Annotated in this window: 16 protein-coding genes; 10 read left to right on the forward strand and 6 right to left on the reverse strand. The window is 72.9% G+C overall.

Annotation, left to right across the window (positions count from 1 at the left end; all coding sequences use genetic code 11):
• Positions 1-91: 91 nt before the first annotated feature.
• From AAG827_RS05605 to AAG827_RS05615, 3 genes are read right to left on the reverse strand one after another with little or no spacing between them, the layout of a single operon-like run.
• Positions 92-2,356 (reverse strand): transglutaminase-like domain-containing protein, encoded by a 2,265-nt coding sequence (locus tag AAG827_RS05605; RefSeq protein WP_341924859.1) that lies wholly within the window; start codon positions 2,354-2,356, stop codon positions 92-94.
• The gene (locus AAG827_RS05610; protein WP_341924860.1) at positions 2,353-3,573 is read right to left on the reverse strand and encodes a DUF58 domain-containing protein; all 1,221 of its coding nucleotides are present in this window, start codon (positions 3,571-3,573) and stop codon (positions 2,353-2,355) included. Before AAG827_RS05610 ends, AAG827_RS05605 begins: the two co-directional genes overlap by 4 nt.
• Positions 3,574-3,591: 18 nt before the next feature.
• Entirely contained in the window at positions 3,592-4,557 is a 966-nt protein-coding gene (locus AAG827_RS05615; RefSeq protein ID WP_341924861.1) for a MoxR family ATPase, read from the reverse strand.
• Between the two features lie 396 nt (positions 4,558-4,953).
• Here AAG827_RS05615 and AAG827_RS05620 point away from each other — a divergent pair, with 396 nt between their 5' ends.
• The 4 genes from AAG827_RS05620 to AAG827_RS05635 are packed head-to-tail and all read left to right on the forward strand — an operon-like array spanning position 4,954 to position 7,995.
• Positions 4,954-5,748 (forward strand): SURF1 family protein, encoded by a 795-nt coding sequence (locus AAG827_RS05620; protein ID WP_341924863.1) that lies wholly within the window; start codon positions 4,954-4,956, stop codon positions 5,746-5,748.
• Entirely contained in the window at positions 5,745-6,107 is a 363-nt protein-coding gene (locus AAG827_RS05625) for a DUF3817 domain-containing protein (RefSeq protein WP_341924865.1), read from the forward strand. The genes AAG827_RS05620 and AAG827_RS05625 overlap by 4 nt, the downstream gene beginning before the upstream one ends.
• Positions 6,108-6,111: 4 nt before the next feature.
• Positions 6,112-6,948, forward strand: a complete 837-nt coding sequence (locus AAG827_RS05630; protein ID WP_341924866.1) for a patatin-like phospholipase family protein — start codon at positions 6,112-6,114, stop codon at positions 6,946-6,948.
• 15 nt (positions 6,949-6,963) lie between these two features.
• Complete coding sequence (locus AAG827_RS05635) at positions 6,964-7,995, forward strand: 1-acyl-sn-glycerol-3-phosphate acyltransferase (protein ID WP_341924867.1); 1,032 nt, start codon at positions 6,964-6,966, stop codon at positions 7,993-7,995.
• A gap of 35 nt (positions 7,996-8,030) precedes the next feature.
• Here AAG827_RS05635 and AAG827_RS05640 read toward each other — a convergent pair whose 3' ends face one another.
• Entirely contained in the window at positions 8,031-8,741 is a 711-nt protein-coding gene (locus AAG827_RS05640) for a DLW-39 family protein (RefSeq protein ID WP_341924868.1), read from the reverse strand.
• Between the two features lie 213 nt (positions 8,742-8,954).
• On the opposite strand from AAG827_RS05640, the gene AAG827_RS05645 reads away from it, so the two are divergent.
• Both AAG827_RS05645 and AAG827_RS05650 read left to right on the forward strand, forming a co-directional pair.
• Entirely contained in the window at positions 8,955-9,467 is a 513-nt protein-coding gene (locus AAG827_RS05645; RefSeq protein ID WP_341924869.1) for a peptidylprolyl isomerase, read from the forward strand.
• Positions 9,468-9,580: 113 nt separating this feature from the next.
• Positions 9,581-10,405 (forward strand): rhomboid family intramembrane serine protease, encoded by an 825-nt coding sequence (locus AAG827_RS05650; RefSeq protein WP_341924870.1) that lies wholly within the window; start codon positions 9,581-9,583, stop codon positions 10,403-10,405.
• A gap of 214 nt (positions 10,406-10,619) precedes the next feature.
• On the opposite strand, the gene AAG827_RS05655 is transcribed toward AAG827_RS05650, so the two are convergent.
• The gene (locus AAG827_RS05655; protein WP_341924871.1) at positions 10,620-11,081 is read right to left on the reverse strand and encodes a cell division protein CrgA; all 462 of its coding nucleotides are present in this window, start codon (positions 11,079-11,081) and stop codon (positions 10,620-10,622) included.
• 66 nt (positions 11,082-11,147) lie between these two features.
• On the opposite strand from AAG827_RS05655, the gene AAG827_RS05660 reads away from it, so the two are divergent.
• From AAG827_RS05660 to AAG827_RS05675, 4 genes are read left to right on the forward strand one after another with little or no spacing between them, the layout of a single operon-like run.
• Complete coding sequence (locus tag AAG827_RS05660) at positions 11,148-12,074, forward strand: DUF881 domain-containing protein (protein WP_341924872.1); 927 nt, start codon at positions 11,148-11,150, stop codon at positions 12,072-12,074.
• Between the two features lie 52 nt (positions 12,075-12,126).
• The gene (locus AAG827_RS05665) at positions 12,127-12,765 is read left to right on the forward strand and encodes a hypothetical protein (protein ID WP_341924873.1); all 639 of its coding nucleotides are present in this window, start codon (positions 12,127-12,129) and stop codon (positions 12,763-12,765) included.
• Positions 12,765-13,352 carry a hypothetical protein gene (locus AAG827_RS05670; RefSeq protein ID WP_341924874.1) on the forward strand — a complete coding sequence of 196 codons (588 nt, stop codon included), beginning with the start codon at positions 12,765-12,767 and terminating at the stop codon, positions 13,350-13,352. Before AAG827_RS05665 ends, AAG827_RS05670 begins: the two co-directional genes overlap by 1 nt.
• On the forward strand, positions 13,349-13,948 hold the full coding sequence (locus tag AAG827_RS05675) for a hypothetical protein (protein ID WP_341924876.1): 600 nt from the start codon (positions 13,349-13,351) through the stop codon (positions 13,946-13,948). Before AAG827_RS05670 ends, AAG827_RS05675 begins: the two co-directional genes overlap by 4 nt.
• On the opposite strand, the gene AAG827_RS05680 is transcribed toward AAG827_RS05675, so the two are convergent.
• The gene (locus AAG827_RS05680) at positions 13,929-15,254 is read right to left on the reverse strand and encodes a hypothetical protein (protein ID WP_341924877.1); all 1,326 of its coding nucleotides are present in this window, start codon (positions 15,252-15,254) and stop codon (positions 13,929-13,931) included. The genes AAG827_RS05675 and AAG827_RS05680 overlap by 20 nt on opposite strands.
• Positions 15,255-15,327 lie beyond the last annotated feature (73 nt).

Consider the following 15,327-nt stretch of genomic DNA (forward strand, 5'->3'; position numbering starts at 1 on the left):
GGTGGTTGTTGGTCAAGTGGTCTGACCAGTTGCCTGGGAGTGAGTGCGGGTGAGCGGTGACCTGTGGGAGATGGCGCGGTCCTCCGACCTCCTACAGCTCACCGCTCGGCCGGCGGCGCAGGCTGGCGGGGCTGAACACCGCCCAGACCCGTCGCCACGGGGACGCGGACTCGCCCAGCGAGGAGCGCGCGGCCCGCACGAGCGACCAGAACGCGTCGGCGTCGGCGGCCTCGGGGGAGTCGGCGGCGTAGATCCTCCGGTCGGCCTCGTGCGCGAGATCGACGAGCGTGTCGCCGGGAGCGGCGCCCCTGGTCGACCCGACGGCCCGCGCCTCGGCCGGCCGGGTCAGCCCCGGCGCGACGGGCACCCCGAGGTCGCGGGCGTGGTCGACCAGCTCCAGCCACGCCCCGGCATAGCGCAGCGTCACGCGTCGCGACGAGAGCCGGCGCCGGCGCCGCACCCCCTTCACGAGAGGTACGACGACGGGCGCGCCCAGGGCGAGCGCGAGGAGGACGAGTCCCCAGGGGACCCCGCCCGACCCTGCATCGTCGGACGACGCGGCAGGAGCCGGAGGCGGATCAGCGGCCGGCTCCTCCTCGATCTCCGGCTGCTGCGGAGGGGCCGGAGGAGGGTCGGGGAAGGCCCGCGGCGGCAGCGTCGCGTTGACGCCGACCCGGCGAGGAGGACGGTCGCCCATGAACATCTCGGTCGGCAACGTGCGCCACGACCCGTCGGCGATCCGCACCTCGACCCAGGCCTGCACGTCGCGACCCCGCACGACCCCGCTGGCCGGCAGCACCGCGCCGACGACGACGCGAGCCGGTGCTCCGAGCCGGTTGGCCATGAGCGCCATGGCGGCGGCGTACTGCTCGTCGTTGCCGACGGTCGGCTCCCCGAGGACGAAGCCGTCACCGAGCCGGGCGGTGCTCTGGCCGGCGGTGTAGGAGGACTGCCAGAAGATCGCACCGTCGCTGTAGCGGCCGACCTTCTTGAGCTGCTCGGCCACCCGGAAGACCCCGTCGATCGGCGACACGGCCCCGAGCGCCCAGGTCTCGATGGCCGGGTCGAGGAAGGCACCGGCCTCCTTCAAGGCCGGGTCCAGGAGGGTCGACGCCGTCATGCGCCGCTTCAGCAGCCCGCCGGTGATCGCGGAGGTGAAGGCGTAGGTGTCGTTCTTCTCCAGCCGGTCGTCCATGATCGCGGTCTGCGTGGCCGGGTCGTAGCGCAGGTGGGTCTGGGCGTCCTCGCGCGCGGCGCCGTAGAACGAGAAGGACTGCACCGCGCCGATGGTCGGGACCCACCGCGAGGTGTAGTCGCCGGTGGGGTCGACCGCGACCCGGATCTCGCGGCCGTCGGCCGGGTTGTCGATGGTGGAGGACAGCCGCAGGAAGCGGTCGTCGTCGCGTGAGGGGTCGCTGTCGTTGGCGGCCTGCCACCGGTTGCCGTCGTAGGCCTCGAGCGCGGCGAAGCGCACCCGCACCCCCGCCGGTGCGCCGCGCAGCGTGAGCAGCTTGCGCTCGTGCACGTTGCCCTCGGGCACCCGCTGCCCGGGCGCCGGCTCGGTGAAGTCACGGAAGGAGTCGAGCGGCGTCGCCTCGCGGCCCGCGTCGTACGCCGGCATCTCGCGGCTCAGCACGAACCTCGCGCCCGGCGTGGGGTCACCGGCCACCGCGGCGGCGGTGAGCGCGGCGGCCAGGACCAGCGCCACGCTGCCGACCATCCGCCAGGCCCGGGCCGGGTCGCGGCCGTGGGCGGCCTCGTCGATGCGCAGGCCGCGCAGTCGCATCCACAGCATCGCGACGACCCCGAAGCCGACGCCCTGGAGCAGCACCGAGACCGGCTCCGGCTGGGCGAGGAGCAGCACCACGGCGAGCACCAGCGTCGGCGGCGCGAGGGGCACCGCTGCCCGGGTGGAGCGCAGCGCCAGGGCGGTGCCGATGCCGGCCGAGAAGAGCGCGAGGAGCACCGGCGCCAGCAGCGCGGCGCCCGAGGAGTCGACGGGCGGGTGGGTGCCGAGCAGCACCGGCCAGGCGTCGGCGCTGGCCCGCACGCCCGACTCGAGGATGCTCAGGTCGGTCAGCCGCAGGTCGCGCTCCACGATGGGTCCGCAGGCGAAGTAGTAGCCAAAGGACAGGACCAGCCCCACGACCTCGACCCCGCCGCGTGCGGCCACCACCGCGGTCGCGACCGCCGACCCCAGGACCGCCGCGACCCCGCCGGTGATCCACCAGCCGTTGCCGCTGAAGGTCGACGACCAGCCGGCCAGCGCGATCATCGTGAGCGTCACGACGAGCAGCACGTCCCAGGCGTGGAAGGGCATCACCTGCGTCGGTGGACGGCGCCGCAGCAGCCTCACAGCCGCACCCCGCGCACATATGCCGCGAGCAGCCCGGGCAGCTCAGGCAGCTGGGTCACCGTCAGCAGCGGCGGGCCGGCGAGCGTGTGCTCGGCCGGCGTGCCCGACCCGTCGGCGCGCAGCGTGAGCAGGCGCACGTCGTCGGGGAAGGCGCGCGCGACCTCGGGCAGGAGCGAGGTGTCGAGATGACCGCCCGACACGACGACGACCTGGCTGGCGTCGGGGGCGACGAGCGCCGCCGTGCGCGCCGCGACGACGAGGTCGCCGCCCAGCGACCACGTGGAGAGGCAGAAGGCGTCGAGCACCTGCTGCGGCGGGCCGGAGACCTGCTGGGGGCCGCAGACCATCGTCAGGTCGGACTCGTCGAGCCCGACGCGCAGCACGAGCGAGGCCGCGACCTGGAGGGCGAGCTCGAGGTCGTCGGAGTGGTCGTAGGCCGCGTGGGTGTCGTCGACGATGACGACGACGTGGCTGCGGCGGGTGTCGTGGTACTGCCGCACGTGCAGCCGCCCGGTCCGCGCCGACGAGCGCCAGTGGACGTGGCGCAGGTCGTCGCCGACGACGTACTCCCGCAGCGCGTGGAACGACAGGTCGCTCATCGAGATCTCGTCGCTGGGCACGCCCTCGAGGTCGCGCACCGAGCCGGGACCGAGCGACTCCACGCTCACCATCCGCGGCCGCACGAAGAGGTCGACCGGTGCGCTCCAGGCGGCGTGGCGCTGGAAGAAGCCGAGCGGGTCCGTGCGACGGGCGCCCGCCGGGCCGACCTGCAGCACGCCGCGCCGGACGGCCGGCACCTCGATCTCCTCCTCCACGCGCACCCCGCGGCGCAGGACCGGGAGCCGCACGTGGGCGCTCTGGGTCGTGGCGTCGGCGCGCTCGGCGTCGAGGGGGATGCTGACGAGGGGGTGCCACATCGGGGCGAGCCGCAGGTTGGTCACGCGTAGCAGCCCGGTGCCGGTCTCGCCGGCCACGGTGTGGGCCGGGCGCAGCTCGAGCTGGGCGCGCACGCGGGTGGGCAGGGCGACCAGGACGAGGGCCACGAGCACCAGCAGCCCGCACATCACCGCGATGAGCCGGAACTCGGCGTAGCCCAGGGTGAGGGCGACCGCCTCGCTGGACAGCCCGAGCAGGATCACCGCTCGCCCGGCGGGGGTGATGCCGCCGAGCGCGCGGCTGACGCGACGACGCACGCGGGTCCGTCGGTTCTCGATCACGGCGCCTCGATCACGGCGTCAGGCGCGGTCGAGGGGCGGCGGGACCGCCGCGAGCAGCTGGCCGATGACCTCGCCGATCGTGACCCCGCTGAACTGGGCCTGCGGGTCGAGGAGCAGCCGGTGGCACAGCACCGGCTCGGCGAGGGTGTTGACGTCCTCCGGCACGACCGCGGTGCGGCCGTCGGCGGCGGCCCAGGTCTTGGCGACCCGCACCAGCGCCAGGCAGCCGCGCGCCGAGAGCCCCAGCCGCACGTGGCGCAGCTCGCGCGACGCCTCGGCGAGCTGGCGGACATAGCGCACCACCGACCGGTCGACGTGCACGTCGGCCGCCAGCGCCGACATCTCCGCGATGCGGGCCGTCGACGCGATCGGCTTCACCAGCTCGGCCCGGTCGCGCACGTGGGAGGCGAGCAGCAGCTCCTCGGTCGACTCGGCGTCGGGGTAGCCCACCGACGTCTTCATCAGGAAGCGGTCGAGCTGCGCCTCGGGCAGCCGGTAGGTGCCGGCCTGCTCGATCGGGTTCTGCGTCGCGATCACCATGAACGGGCGCGGCACGTCGTGGGTCACGCCGTCGACGGTCACGTGCCCCTCCTCCATGACCTCCAGCAGCGCGGCCTGGGTCTTGGGCGAGGCGCGGTTGATCTCGTCGGCCAGCACGATGTCGTGGAAGATCGGCCCGGGGTGGAACTCGAAGGCCCCCTTCGCCTGGTCGTAGACCGTCACCCCCGTCACGTCGGTCGGCAGCAGGTCGGGGGTGAACTGGATGCGCGCGTGGCTGCCCTCGACGGTGTTGGCCAACGACCGGGCGAGCATCGTCTTGCCCGTGCCCGGCAGGTCCTCGAGCAGCAGGTGCCCCTCGCTCACCAGGCAGGTCAGCGCGAGGCGGACCACGTGGTCCTTGCCCAGCAGCGCCTGCCCCATCGACTCGGCCATGTCGGTGAATCCCGCCCGGAACCACGCAGCCTGCTCGGCACTGACCGTCATGCCCCGCAGGGTACGCCGAGAGGCTCCCCCTCGGTGGTCGAGCCATCGGGACACTCCCCCTCGGTGGTCGAGCCCGACGAGCGTCAGCGAGGAGGCGTCGAGACCCGGTGAGCCGGGCAGCGGCGTCGGGGAGGTCGTCGTACGTCGTGGTCTCGACGCCTCCCCGCCAGGGCTCCTCGGGCTCGACCAGCGAGGCGAGGACGGCGGTGGTCGAGCAGCGAGCGGAGCGAGCGGTTGTCGAGACCCGGCGAGTCGGGAGGCTGCCCGGGGTCGTCGTCAGGCGGGGGTCTCGACGTGCGTTCGTCGCTGGCGCTCCTCTCTGCTCGACCAGCGAGGCGAGGACGGCGGTGCTCGACCAGCCGATGATGGACGCGGGCGCCTCCGTACCCTGGAGGGGTGTCCCGCTACCTCACCCTCCGGATGATCGGCGCCCACCTGGTGGCGCTGGCGTGCGTGGGGGTCGCGGGGTCGCTGGGCGTGTGGCAGTACGACGCGTGGCAGGCCAACCGGGCTGCCGAGGCGGTCGACCTGACCGAGCTCGAGCCCCAGCCGATCGCCGACGTGATGGGACCCGACGACCCGTTCCCCGCGACCCTGGTCGGTCAGCCGGTCAGCGTCAGCGGCACCTGGCTGCCGGAGTCGACGGTCTACGTCTCCGGGCGCGAGGTCGACGGCGTCGAGGGCTTCTGGGTCGTCACGCCGCTCGCCGTGGGTGCGGCCGCGGACGACCCGGCGCTGCCCGTCGTGCGCGGCTGGGTCCCCGACCCGGACGACGCGCCCGCACCGCCCAGCGGCACCGCCGAGCTCGTCGCGTGGCTCCAGCCCCCCGAGGGCACCGGCGAGGCCGACACCGACCCGACCGACGACGTGCTGCCGCAGATGCGCACGGCCGACCTGATCCAGCAGGTCGACCAGGACCTCTACGGCGCCTACGGCGTGGTCGACGCCGACGAGCCGTCCACCAACGCCGGAGCCGAGGGCCTCACGACGGCGACGCTCGAGCAGCTGCCGCCCCCGGGGAGGTTCACCGCGCTGCGCAACATCCTCTACGCGCTGGAGTGGTGGGTCTTCGGGGCCTTCGCGGCGTTCATCTGGTGGCGCTTCGTGCGTGAGGAGGACCTCGTGGCGACCGCGGTCGAGGAGGACCAGGCGGAGTCACCCGAGGAGGACCCGGTACGTTCGGAGGCGTGACAGGCGCCCTGACCCGCTACCGCATCATGGCCACGATCGTCGGCGTGCTGCTGATCGTGCTGATCCTCGTCGGCGTGCCGCTGAAGTACCTCCTCGAGGACGGCTCCAGCGCGCAGCAGGCCGGCGAGTTCATCACCGAGTACCTCGGCGTCGCCCACGGCTGGCTCTACATGATCTTCCTGCTCACCGCCTTCGTGCTCTCGCGCAAGGCCGGCTGGGAGCTGGGCTTCACGATCGTGACGCTGCTGTGCGGCACCGTGCCGGTCCTGAGCTTCTGGGCCGAGCACCGCGCGACCCAGCGCACCCGCGCTGAGCACCCCGAGGCGTTCGGTCCCGCCACCACGACCGCGGTCGGCTAGGCCCATGTCCGCCGGGACCACGGCGTTCGTGCTCGGCGGCGGCGGTGTCCTGGGGGCCGTCGAGGTCGGCATGCTCCGGGCACTCTTCGAGCGCGGCATCACCCCCGACCTCGTGCTCGGCACCAGCGTCGGCGCGCTCAACGGTGCGATGGTCGCCCGCGACCCGTCCGAGGCCGTGATCGAGCGGATGCTCGACCTGTGGCGCAGCGCCAACGAGAGCGGCCGCGAGGTCTACGGCGACAAGCCGCTGCGCACCGTGCGTCGCGCGGTCGCGACCGGCACCCACATCTACTCCGCCAAGCCGCTCAAGCAGCGCCTCGTCGAGGAGCTCGGCGACGTCACCTTCGAGGAGCTGCCGGTGCGCTTCCAGGTGTGCGCGGCGAGCATCGAGCGCGCGGCGGAGCACTGGTTCAGCAGCGGCCCGGTGGTGGACGCGGTCGTCGCGAGCGCCGCCGTCCCCGGGATCCTGCCGCCGGCCGAGGTCGACGGCGAGCACTATCTCGATGGCGGCATCGTCAACTCCATCCCGCTGGGGCGGGCCGTGCAGCTCGGCGCCACGCGGGTCTTCGTGCTCCAGGTCGGACGCATCGACCGCCCGTTGACCGTGCCCAAGCGTCCCTGGGAGGTCGCGCGGGTTTCCTTCGAGATCGCCCGTCGGCACCGCTTCACCCGCGAGCTGGCCGAGCTGCCCGACGACGTCGAGTGCCACGTCCTGCCGGCTCGCGGCACCGCCGCGCGTGACGACACCCTCTTCGGCACCCGCGACTTCAGCACCGTCGAGGCCCGCATCGACGCGACCTACGAGGCCTGCCGCGACTACCTCGCCGAGCACGATGCCTGACCGGGTGGCGCGAGCGTGCTGATCCGCGTCGTACGACGGGGGGTCGTCGCCCCGGCCGTCATGCTGCTGGCGGTCCTGATGTGGATCACGCTGCCGCTGTGGCTGATCGGCGCCGCCGCGCTCTCGCCGCTGCTGCCCGGGCGGTGGCGGGCGCTGCGGCTGGCCTGGATCTTCGTCATGTACCTGACCATGGAGGCGCTCGTCCTCTCCGTGCTGCTGGGGCTGTGGCTGGCGAGCGGCTTCGGTCGGCGGATCCGCAGCCCCTACTTCGAGGGCATCCACTACGACCTGGTGCAGGGCGTGATGTGGGTGTTCTTCCGCGAGGCCAAGCGGGTGCTCAAGCTGACGATCGTCACCGACGGGCCCAGCCCGGACGCGCACCCCGGCGTGCCGATCCTGGTGGCCTGCCGGCACGCCGGACCCGGCGACTCCTTCACCCTGATCCACGCGCTGATGCACTGGTATCGCCGCGAGCCCCGCGTCGTCCTCAAGGACACGCTGGCCTGGGACCCCGCGATCGACGTGCTGCTGCGCCGCATCCCGGCGTCGTTCATCTCGCCCAACCCGGCCGCGGGCGACGACCTCGAGAGCCAGATCGCCACCCTCGCCTCGGGCCTCGACGCGGACGACGCGTTCGTGATCTTCCCCGAGGGCGGCAACTTCACCCCGGAGCGACGGCAGCGGGCGATCGACAAGCTGCGCCGGCTTGGACTCGAGCGGATGGCCGAGCGGGCCGAGGCGATGACCAACGTCCTCGCGCCACGACCGGGCGGCTTCCTCGCCGCCCTCGACGCGGCGCCGGAGGCCGACGTCGTGCTGGTCGCCCACACCGGTCTCGACCACCTGCTCACCGTCGGCGACATCTGGCGCGAGCTGCCGATGGACAAGCGGATCGTCATGCGGTGGTGGCAGGTGTCGCGCAGCGAGATCCCCGAGGGCCGGGACGAGCGCATCGAGTGGCTCTTCGGCTGGTGGGAGCACATCGACGCCTGGATCGAGGACTTCGACACCACCCGCAACGACGCCGACCCGCCACCTGGTGGGTGACGGGTCGGCGTACGGACGTGCGGTGGGGCAGGCGATCAGGCCTTGGGGTCCTCGATCTCGACGACCTCGGCGGGCTCGTCGGGCGTGGTGACCGGGTGCGGCGCCTCGGCGGCGTCGGCGAAGGCCTCGTCGGGCGACGAGCCGCCCGTGTCGTCGGCGGTGGCGGCCGGGGCAGCGGCCTGGGCCGCGCTCGGAGCAGGCGGAGGCGTCGGCACGTAGGACGACTGCCAGTTGTTGCTCTCGGCCTTGCCGCCCTGGAGCTTCTTGGCCACGAACGCGACCGCGCCGGCGACGGCGGTGAAGAGGACGATCTTCTTGAGCTTGGAGCCCTTCGTCGGCTCGGGCTCGCCCTTGAGCTGGGCGACCTTGGCGTCGGCCAGCGTCTTGGCCGCGGTGGCCTTCTCGCTCGCGAGCGCCTGGCCCGACGCGATCAGGGGGGCGGCCTTGCTGGTGGCCTTGTCGCGGGCCTCGGCGAGCACGGGGGCCGCCTTCTCCCGGGCCTCGACGGCCTTGGCGCCGGCGATCGCGACACCGGAGGCGATGACGGGCGTGGCCTTCTCGCGGGCGTCGGCGAGGACGGGGGCGGCCTTGTCCTTGGCGTCGATGAGGGCCGGCACGGCGGTGTCCTGCACGAAGTCACGTGCGGACTCGTAGGCGGCCTCGACGTGGGGACGGGCGGCGTCGACGTAGTCGCTCGCCTGGTCCCTCGCCTGGTCGAGCAGCGACTTCTTCTTGCGCAGTCCCATTGCGAGCACTCCTTTGTCAGCGGTACCTCTACCCAACCACGGGGCAGGTGGGTCGACCACCCCCAGGGTGGCCCGGTGGCGGCAGGGGAACGCACCGGCGCTGCCCCCGACGGTCCGGTACCCACCCGGCGGGCCCGTCACACCCGCGACCTTGGCGTGCGTGGGAGGATCGCGGGAGTTCGAATCCTCTCGTAGTCCACGTGAAAGGCAGTCATGGCTGACCAGCAGGCCATCCTCAAGACCAACCGGGGCGACATCACCGTCAACCTGTTCCCCCACCACGCCCCCGCCACCGTCGAGAACTTCGTCGGCCTCGCGACCGGCGAGAAGGCCTACGACGCCGGCAACGGCCGCACGGGCAAGTTCTACGACGGCCTCGGCTTCCACCGTGTCATCGAGGGCTTCATGATCCAGGGCGGCTGCCCCCTCGGCACCGGCACCGGCGGCCCCGGCTACACGTTCAAGGACGAGATCCACCCCGAGCTCGTCTTCGACAAGCCCTACCTGCTCGCGATGGCCAACGCCGGCCCGGGCACCAACGGCTCGCAGTTCTTCATCACCGTCGGCGCCACCCCGTGGCTCAACCGCAAGCACACGATCTTCGGTGAGGTCGCCGACCAGGCCGGCCGCGACGTGGTCGACGCCATCGGCACCACCCCCACCGGTCCCGGCGACCGTCCCCTCGACGCCGTCGTGATCGAGTCCGTCGAGGTCGTGGGTTCCTGAGCGAGCACCCCTCTCCCGTCCCCGGGGTCCCGGAGTCCGCGTGCTACCGGCACCCCGGGCGGGAGTCCTACGTCCACTGCCAGCGCTGCGACAAGGTCATCTGCCCTGACTGCATGCGCTCGGCCTCGGTGGGCTTCCAGTGCCCCGACTGCGTCGCCGAGGGTGCCAAGAGCACCCGCGCCGGCCGCACGGCGTACGGCGGGCTCCGGCCCAGCAACCCCGGCGCCACCACGATCACCCTCATCGGGATCAACGTCTTCGTCTGGGTGCTCATCGTGGCGACCGGGTGGAAGAGCAGCGAGCTGATCCAGCGCCTCGCGCTCAGCCCCCGGGGCACCTGCTTCACCTCCGACGGCAGCGGCTACTTCCCCGGCGCGACCGAGGCGATGTGCCGCACGGCCGCCACCCGCTACGTGCCCGGGGTGGCCGACGGCTCCTACTGGCAGCTGGTCACCAGCATGTTCGCGCACGTCGAGATCTGGCACATCGCGTTCAACATGCTCGCGCTCTACGCCTTCGGCCCCCAGCTCGAGCTGGCGCTGGGCCGCGCGCGCTTCCTCGCGCTCTACCTGCTCTCGGGCCTGTCGGGTTCGGCCTTCGTCTACTGGCTCTCGGCGGACTACAGCGCCACGCTCGGCGCCTCCGGTGCCATCTTCGGCCTGATGGGCGCGCTGCTCGTCGTGGCCTACAAGGTCGGCGGCAACGTGCAGTCGCTGCTGACCTGGATCGGCATCAACGTCCTGATCACCGTCCTGGGCAGCTCGTTCATCTCCTGGCAGGGACACCTCGGCGGCTTCGTCGGCGGAGTCGCCATCACCGCTGCGCTGGTCTACGCGCCGCGCACCCGCCGCACCCAGGTGCAGGTCACCGCCCTGGTGCTCATCGGGCTGGCCATCGCGGTCGCCATCGTCGCCCGCACGCTGGTCCTCACCGCCTGAGCACCCGCCGCACCGACCAGCCCTCCGTCGTACGACGGCACGGCCGGTTGTCCACACCTGTGCACTCACCTGTGGAGAGAACAACACCGGTGTAACTCATCCACACCTGTGGACTTACCTGTGGAGAACTCCGACCGCGGCCTGTGGAGAAGCAGCGACGCCCGGCCCCCACAGGGGACCGGGCGTCGCGGACGTCAGGGGTGGCGCGGGAGCCTCACTCCCAGCGCGTGGCGAACGTGAAGCCGATCGCCATGAAGCCGATGCCGACGAAGAGGTTCTTCTGGCCGAGGTCGTTGAAGACCCAGAAGCTCGACGGGTCGTCGCTGATCACGTAGAACGTGCAGATCCACAGCAGGCCCAGGATGAAGCAGCCGAGCATGCCCACCACGACACCACGGCCGCGACCCATCGGGGTGGAGGGGTGCGCGGAGATCGCCAGGCCGAGGAAGAACGCGCCGAAGCCGATCAGGTAGTTCCAGTCCATGAGGTCGGCCATGAACTCCGGGTCACCGGCGGCGGGGGCCGGGAAGGCGAGCGGGTCGACGCGGACCACGGCGTAGTAGTAGATGATCCAGGCGATGCCCAGGACGGCGAGGAGCAGCGCGATGACCGTGCGCACGGTGGCGACGGGCTTCCTCGGCTCGGCGAACGGATCCTTGGCCTTGAGCTTGGACACGGGTTGGCTCCTCGTAGCAGTGCAGACGTGACGACTCGTCACGGATCGCGGGCTACCTTAGTCGTCATGACGTCCGGTTCCCACGTGAGGCCCGCTGGCGCGGCTCCCGGCGAGCCGCGTTCCGATGGCCTGCGTGCTGAGGGCCTGCGTGGCGAGGGCCTGCGTGCTGAGGGCGAGCACCACGAGGAGTACGCCGAGCAGCTGGCGCGCGCGGACGCCGACGTCGTCCTCGGTCGGACCCCGGCGCACCCCCACTCCTCCCGCCCCCGGGCCAAGCGTGGCGCCTGGCGGATCGGCACCCCGCTGGTGGTGCTGCTCAGCGGCGCGCTGTTCACGATCAGCGCCTACAACTCCGAGGGGACCGACCTGCGCCCGGGTCGCTACACCGACCTCGCGGCCCTGGTGCAGAACGAGGCCGACGACTACGACGACCTCAAGAGCCGTCTCGACGAGCTCACCGCCGAGGTGGGGCTGCTCGCCGCCGACGTCGACGACCGCGCGGTCAACAAGTTCCAGGAGCGCATCGAGGAGCTCGAGGACCCCGCCGGCCTGACCCCGCGCCGCGGACCGGGCATCTCGGTCACGCTCTCGGACGCGTCCGAGGACGTCATCAACTCCACCAGCCGCGACCCCAACCTGCTCGTCGTGCACCAGCAGGACATCCAGGCGGTGGTCAACGCCATGTGGCGCGGCGGAGCGACCGCGGTGACGATCCAGGGCCAGCGCATCGTGACCACGACCGGCATCAAGTGCCACGGCAACGCGGTGCTGCTCCAGGGCGTGCCCTACGCCCAGCCCTACGTCATCGAGGCGGTCGGCGACCCCGAGCAGCTCGAGGACACCGTGCGCAACGACGCCGACGTGGCCTACTACCTCGCCCGCGCCGAGATCCCCGACATCTCGGTCGGCTGGGACTTCGAGGTCGAGGACGACGTCGAGGCGCCGGCGTACGACGGGCTGCTCAGCCGCAGCTATGCCGAGCCGCTGCGCTGAGTCGCTGTCGCACCATCACCGCAGCCCGACCGGACCCACCTACACTCACCCCGTGCCGCCTCGGGAGCCGACCTCACCGGTCGCGACCCTGCGCGCCCACCCGTGGCTGACCAGCGCGGTGGCCGGGGTGGCCGTCGTGCTGGTCGTCGTCACGGCGCTGGGCGGCTGGGCGCGCTCGACGCCCGAGGGCGCGGTCAGCGTCGCTGCGGGCACGCCGGTCGAGGCGACGCCCTTCCGGATCCGGCTCGACGAGGCCGCCGCCACCTTCGTCCACGACGGGCGTGACGCCGAGCCCGGCCTGGCCTTCGTCGTGGTCGAGGGCCGACTCGAGCTGGAGGCACCCGAGTCCGTCGGCTTCACCACGGTGACCGGTGCGATCACCGCCGACCTGACCAGCACCTACGACCAGTTCGGCTCGCCGACCGAGGAGCCCGAGGCGGAGGTCACGGTCACCGCCGACGGCTCGACGCTGCTGGGGATCGGACCGGGGCTGGTCTACGACGTGCAGGTCACCTTCGTCGTCGACGAGGCGTCGGTGCCCGAGCGGCTGACCGTGACCCTGCTGCAGCACGCGCGACGAGCCAGCGCGCTCGACGGTGAGCTGGGCTGGTTCGACGCGACCCCGGTCGCCCGCGTCGCGCTCGACGTCGCCCCGCTGCCCGCCACGCGGCCCGAGCCGGAGGGGTTCTGATGGCGACCCGCTGGCAGCACGTGCTCGGCACCGGGCTGCTCGGCCTCGGCCTGCTGGCCGCTGGCTCGTGGGTGCAGGGCTGGGTGCCCGACGACGAGGACGACCCAGGGGCCGCTCCGCACCTGCGCCGTGGCGCCGTCGGTGACGCCCTCGACCTTCGCACGGCGACGGTCACCGTCGACGAGGTGCTCGGCTCGACCCGGGTCGAGGAGTTCGGCAGCGAGCTGGTCAGCCCGGGCGTGTGGGTGGTGGTCCGCTACACCGTGGTGGCGTCCGAGGAGAACACGGCGATCACCTTCGCCGAGATGCGCGACGACGAGGGCCGGGTGTGGGGGCTCGAGGGACGCAACAGCAACGACTGCGTCGACAGCCCGCCGGGTCTCGCGGCGCACTGCACGGTCTACGTCGAGGTGCCGCCCGACGCGCTGCCGACGCTGCGCGTGCGCCTGGCGCGGCTCTCCAGGGACACCCGCTTCGACGCGGTCGCCGAGGTCGACCTCGGCCTGACCCGGGCCGACGCGGCGACGTTCGCAGCCGCGCCGACCTACGTCGTACCGACCGCGACCCTCGGCGACGAGCCGTCATGAGGTGGCGGTGGCTGCTGGTCCTCCCGGTCGCACTGGCGCTCGTGCTGGTCGCCTCGGCGAGTCGGCTCCAGGTCTTCTGGTGGCCCGAGCAGCTCCACGACGTCACGGCAGGACGCCAGGGTGAGCCGCTGGAGGTGAGCGACGTGTGGGAGGACGGCGACGGGGACGACCGACGCCGCGACCTCACCGTCACGCTCGTCGAGGTCCGGCCCGCCACCGAGGTCGAGGGCTTCGACGGTCCCGAGCCGCTGGCGCCGGTGGCCGGGAGCGCCGTGTGGGAGGTCGTGCTGCGCTTCGAGGTCGAACCGGAGGTCCCGCTCGCGGGGTGCAACGTCTCCCTGGTCGACAGCCGCGGCCGCGAGGCCGAGGCGGGCGGCGCGACGCTGGGCGAGGCCTCGATCCCCGGCGCGGACTGCGAGCCGGAGGGCCGCACGGGTCCGCAGTACGACGGCAGCCGGATCGAGGGGGACCGCCCCCGCCCGCCGTCCTACGACGTCTCCGTCCTGGTCGTCACCGCTGACGACGGCGAGCCCGACCGCGTGCGGCTGTGGTGGGAGGCGCCCGACGTCGCCGAGATCAGCCTGTCGGCGTCGTGACCGACGTCGTGACCTCGTCGCGCTCCTCCTGGAGGCGGCGGGTCAGCAGCCGTGACACCGCGGCGGCGACGAGCACGACGACGACCACGGTGTAGACGGTGCGCGTCGCGATCTCGAGGTAGGGCGAGAAGGCCACCATCGTGTCCGGGTCGCGGGGGCCGATCGCGGCTCGGAGCAGGAGCGCGGTGCCCCACTCCGCGAGCGGGGCCAGGGCCAGCACCAGGCAGAAGGTGAGCACCGGCAGCACGCCGGCGTGCGCCAGCGTCCGCAGCCCCGCGATCAGCTCCTCGAAGCGACGCCCGAGCAGGTCACCGACGCGCGCGGTCGACCACGACCGCTGGCGCGGCCGGAGACGCGAGCCGACCCGTTGCCGCGCACCCTCCCGGGCGCGCACGACGACCCGGTGCTCCTCGATCCGCGCCCGCCGGCTCTCGCGCAGGCCGCCCGCCAGGACCACCGCGCCGACGGTCAACCACGCGACGGGCGTGACGACGATGTCGCTGATCTCCGACACGATGCCCACCACGACGTCCCCCACCGCGCGGACCGGCCCGGTGAGCGGGCCGAGCACCCCGGTGACCCGCTCCCACGCGTCGGCAGCCCGCGACACCACGACCCGGTCACCCACCCAGCCGCCGGCGTCGCGCCAGCGCGAGGTCAGCAGCGCGGCCAGCCAGGTGAGCCAGGTGACCTCGACCAGCGCGGCGAGGAGCGCCCAGGCGGCGTGGCGTCGGGCCAGGTCGAGCTTGTCCAGCACCCCCCGCAGCAGCAGCGCCCCGACCACCAGCCCGAGCTGCCAGCTGGTGACGGTGACGAGCGTGCGGTCGTCGATCGTGCCCGTGGTGAACAGGGCGCCGGAGAGGAACTCGTCGGCATAGCTCTCGTTGATGAACTGGTCACGGTCGGCGTCGAGGTGACCCTGCAGCGCATAGACGGTCAGGAACGGCACCAGCGCGGACGCCAGCACGGTCAGCCGCTCGCGGCGGGCAGCGCGTCGGGTCACGGGGTCGTCGTCCGGGGCCACCAGGGGAGTCAGCGTCCACCGGGAGGTCGACCCGGCGACCCGCAGCATCAGCACCAGGGCGATCACCATCGACAGTGGCGCGAGCGGCACGAGCAGCGAGGCGAGCACCGGGTGCTCCCGCCCGAGCAGGACCGCGGCCCACATCGCGGCGTTGCGGGCGGCCAGGCCCAGCAGGAAGATGCTGATCAGGGCCGGCCAGTGCCGGCCGAGCAGCCGCGCTGCGTCGGCCACCACCAGGGCGGCGTCGACGACGCAGTCGCGCAGCTCCCGGAGCACCGTCACGCGGGCGAGTCTAGGTGCGCAGGACCGGGCGGGCGTCGTACGACGGCGGGGCTGGTCGGACTCCGTGGGCGAG

It is taken from the genome of Nocardioides psychrotolerans, assembly GCF_943371775.1.
Taxonomy (GTDB): Bacteria; Actinomycetota; Actinomycetes; order Propionibacteriales; family Nocardioidaceae; genus Nocardioides; species Nocardioides psychrotolerans_A.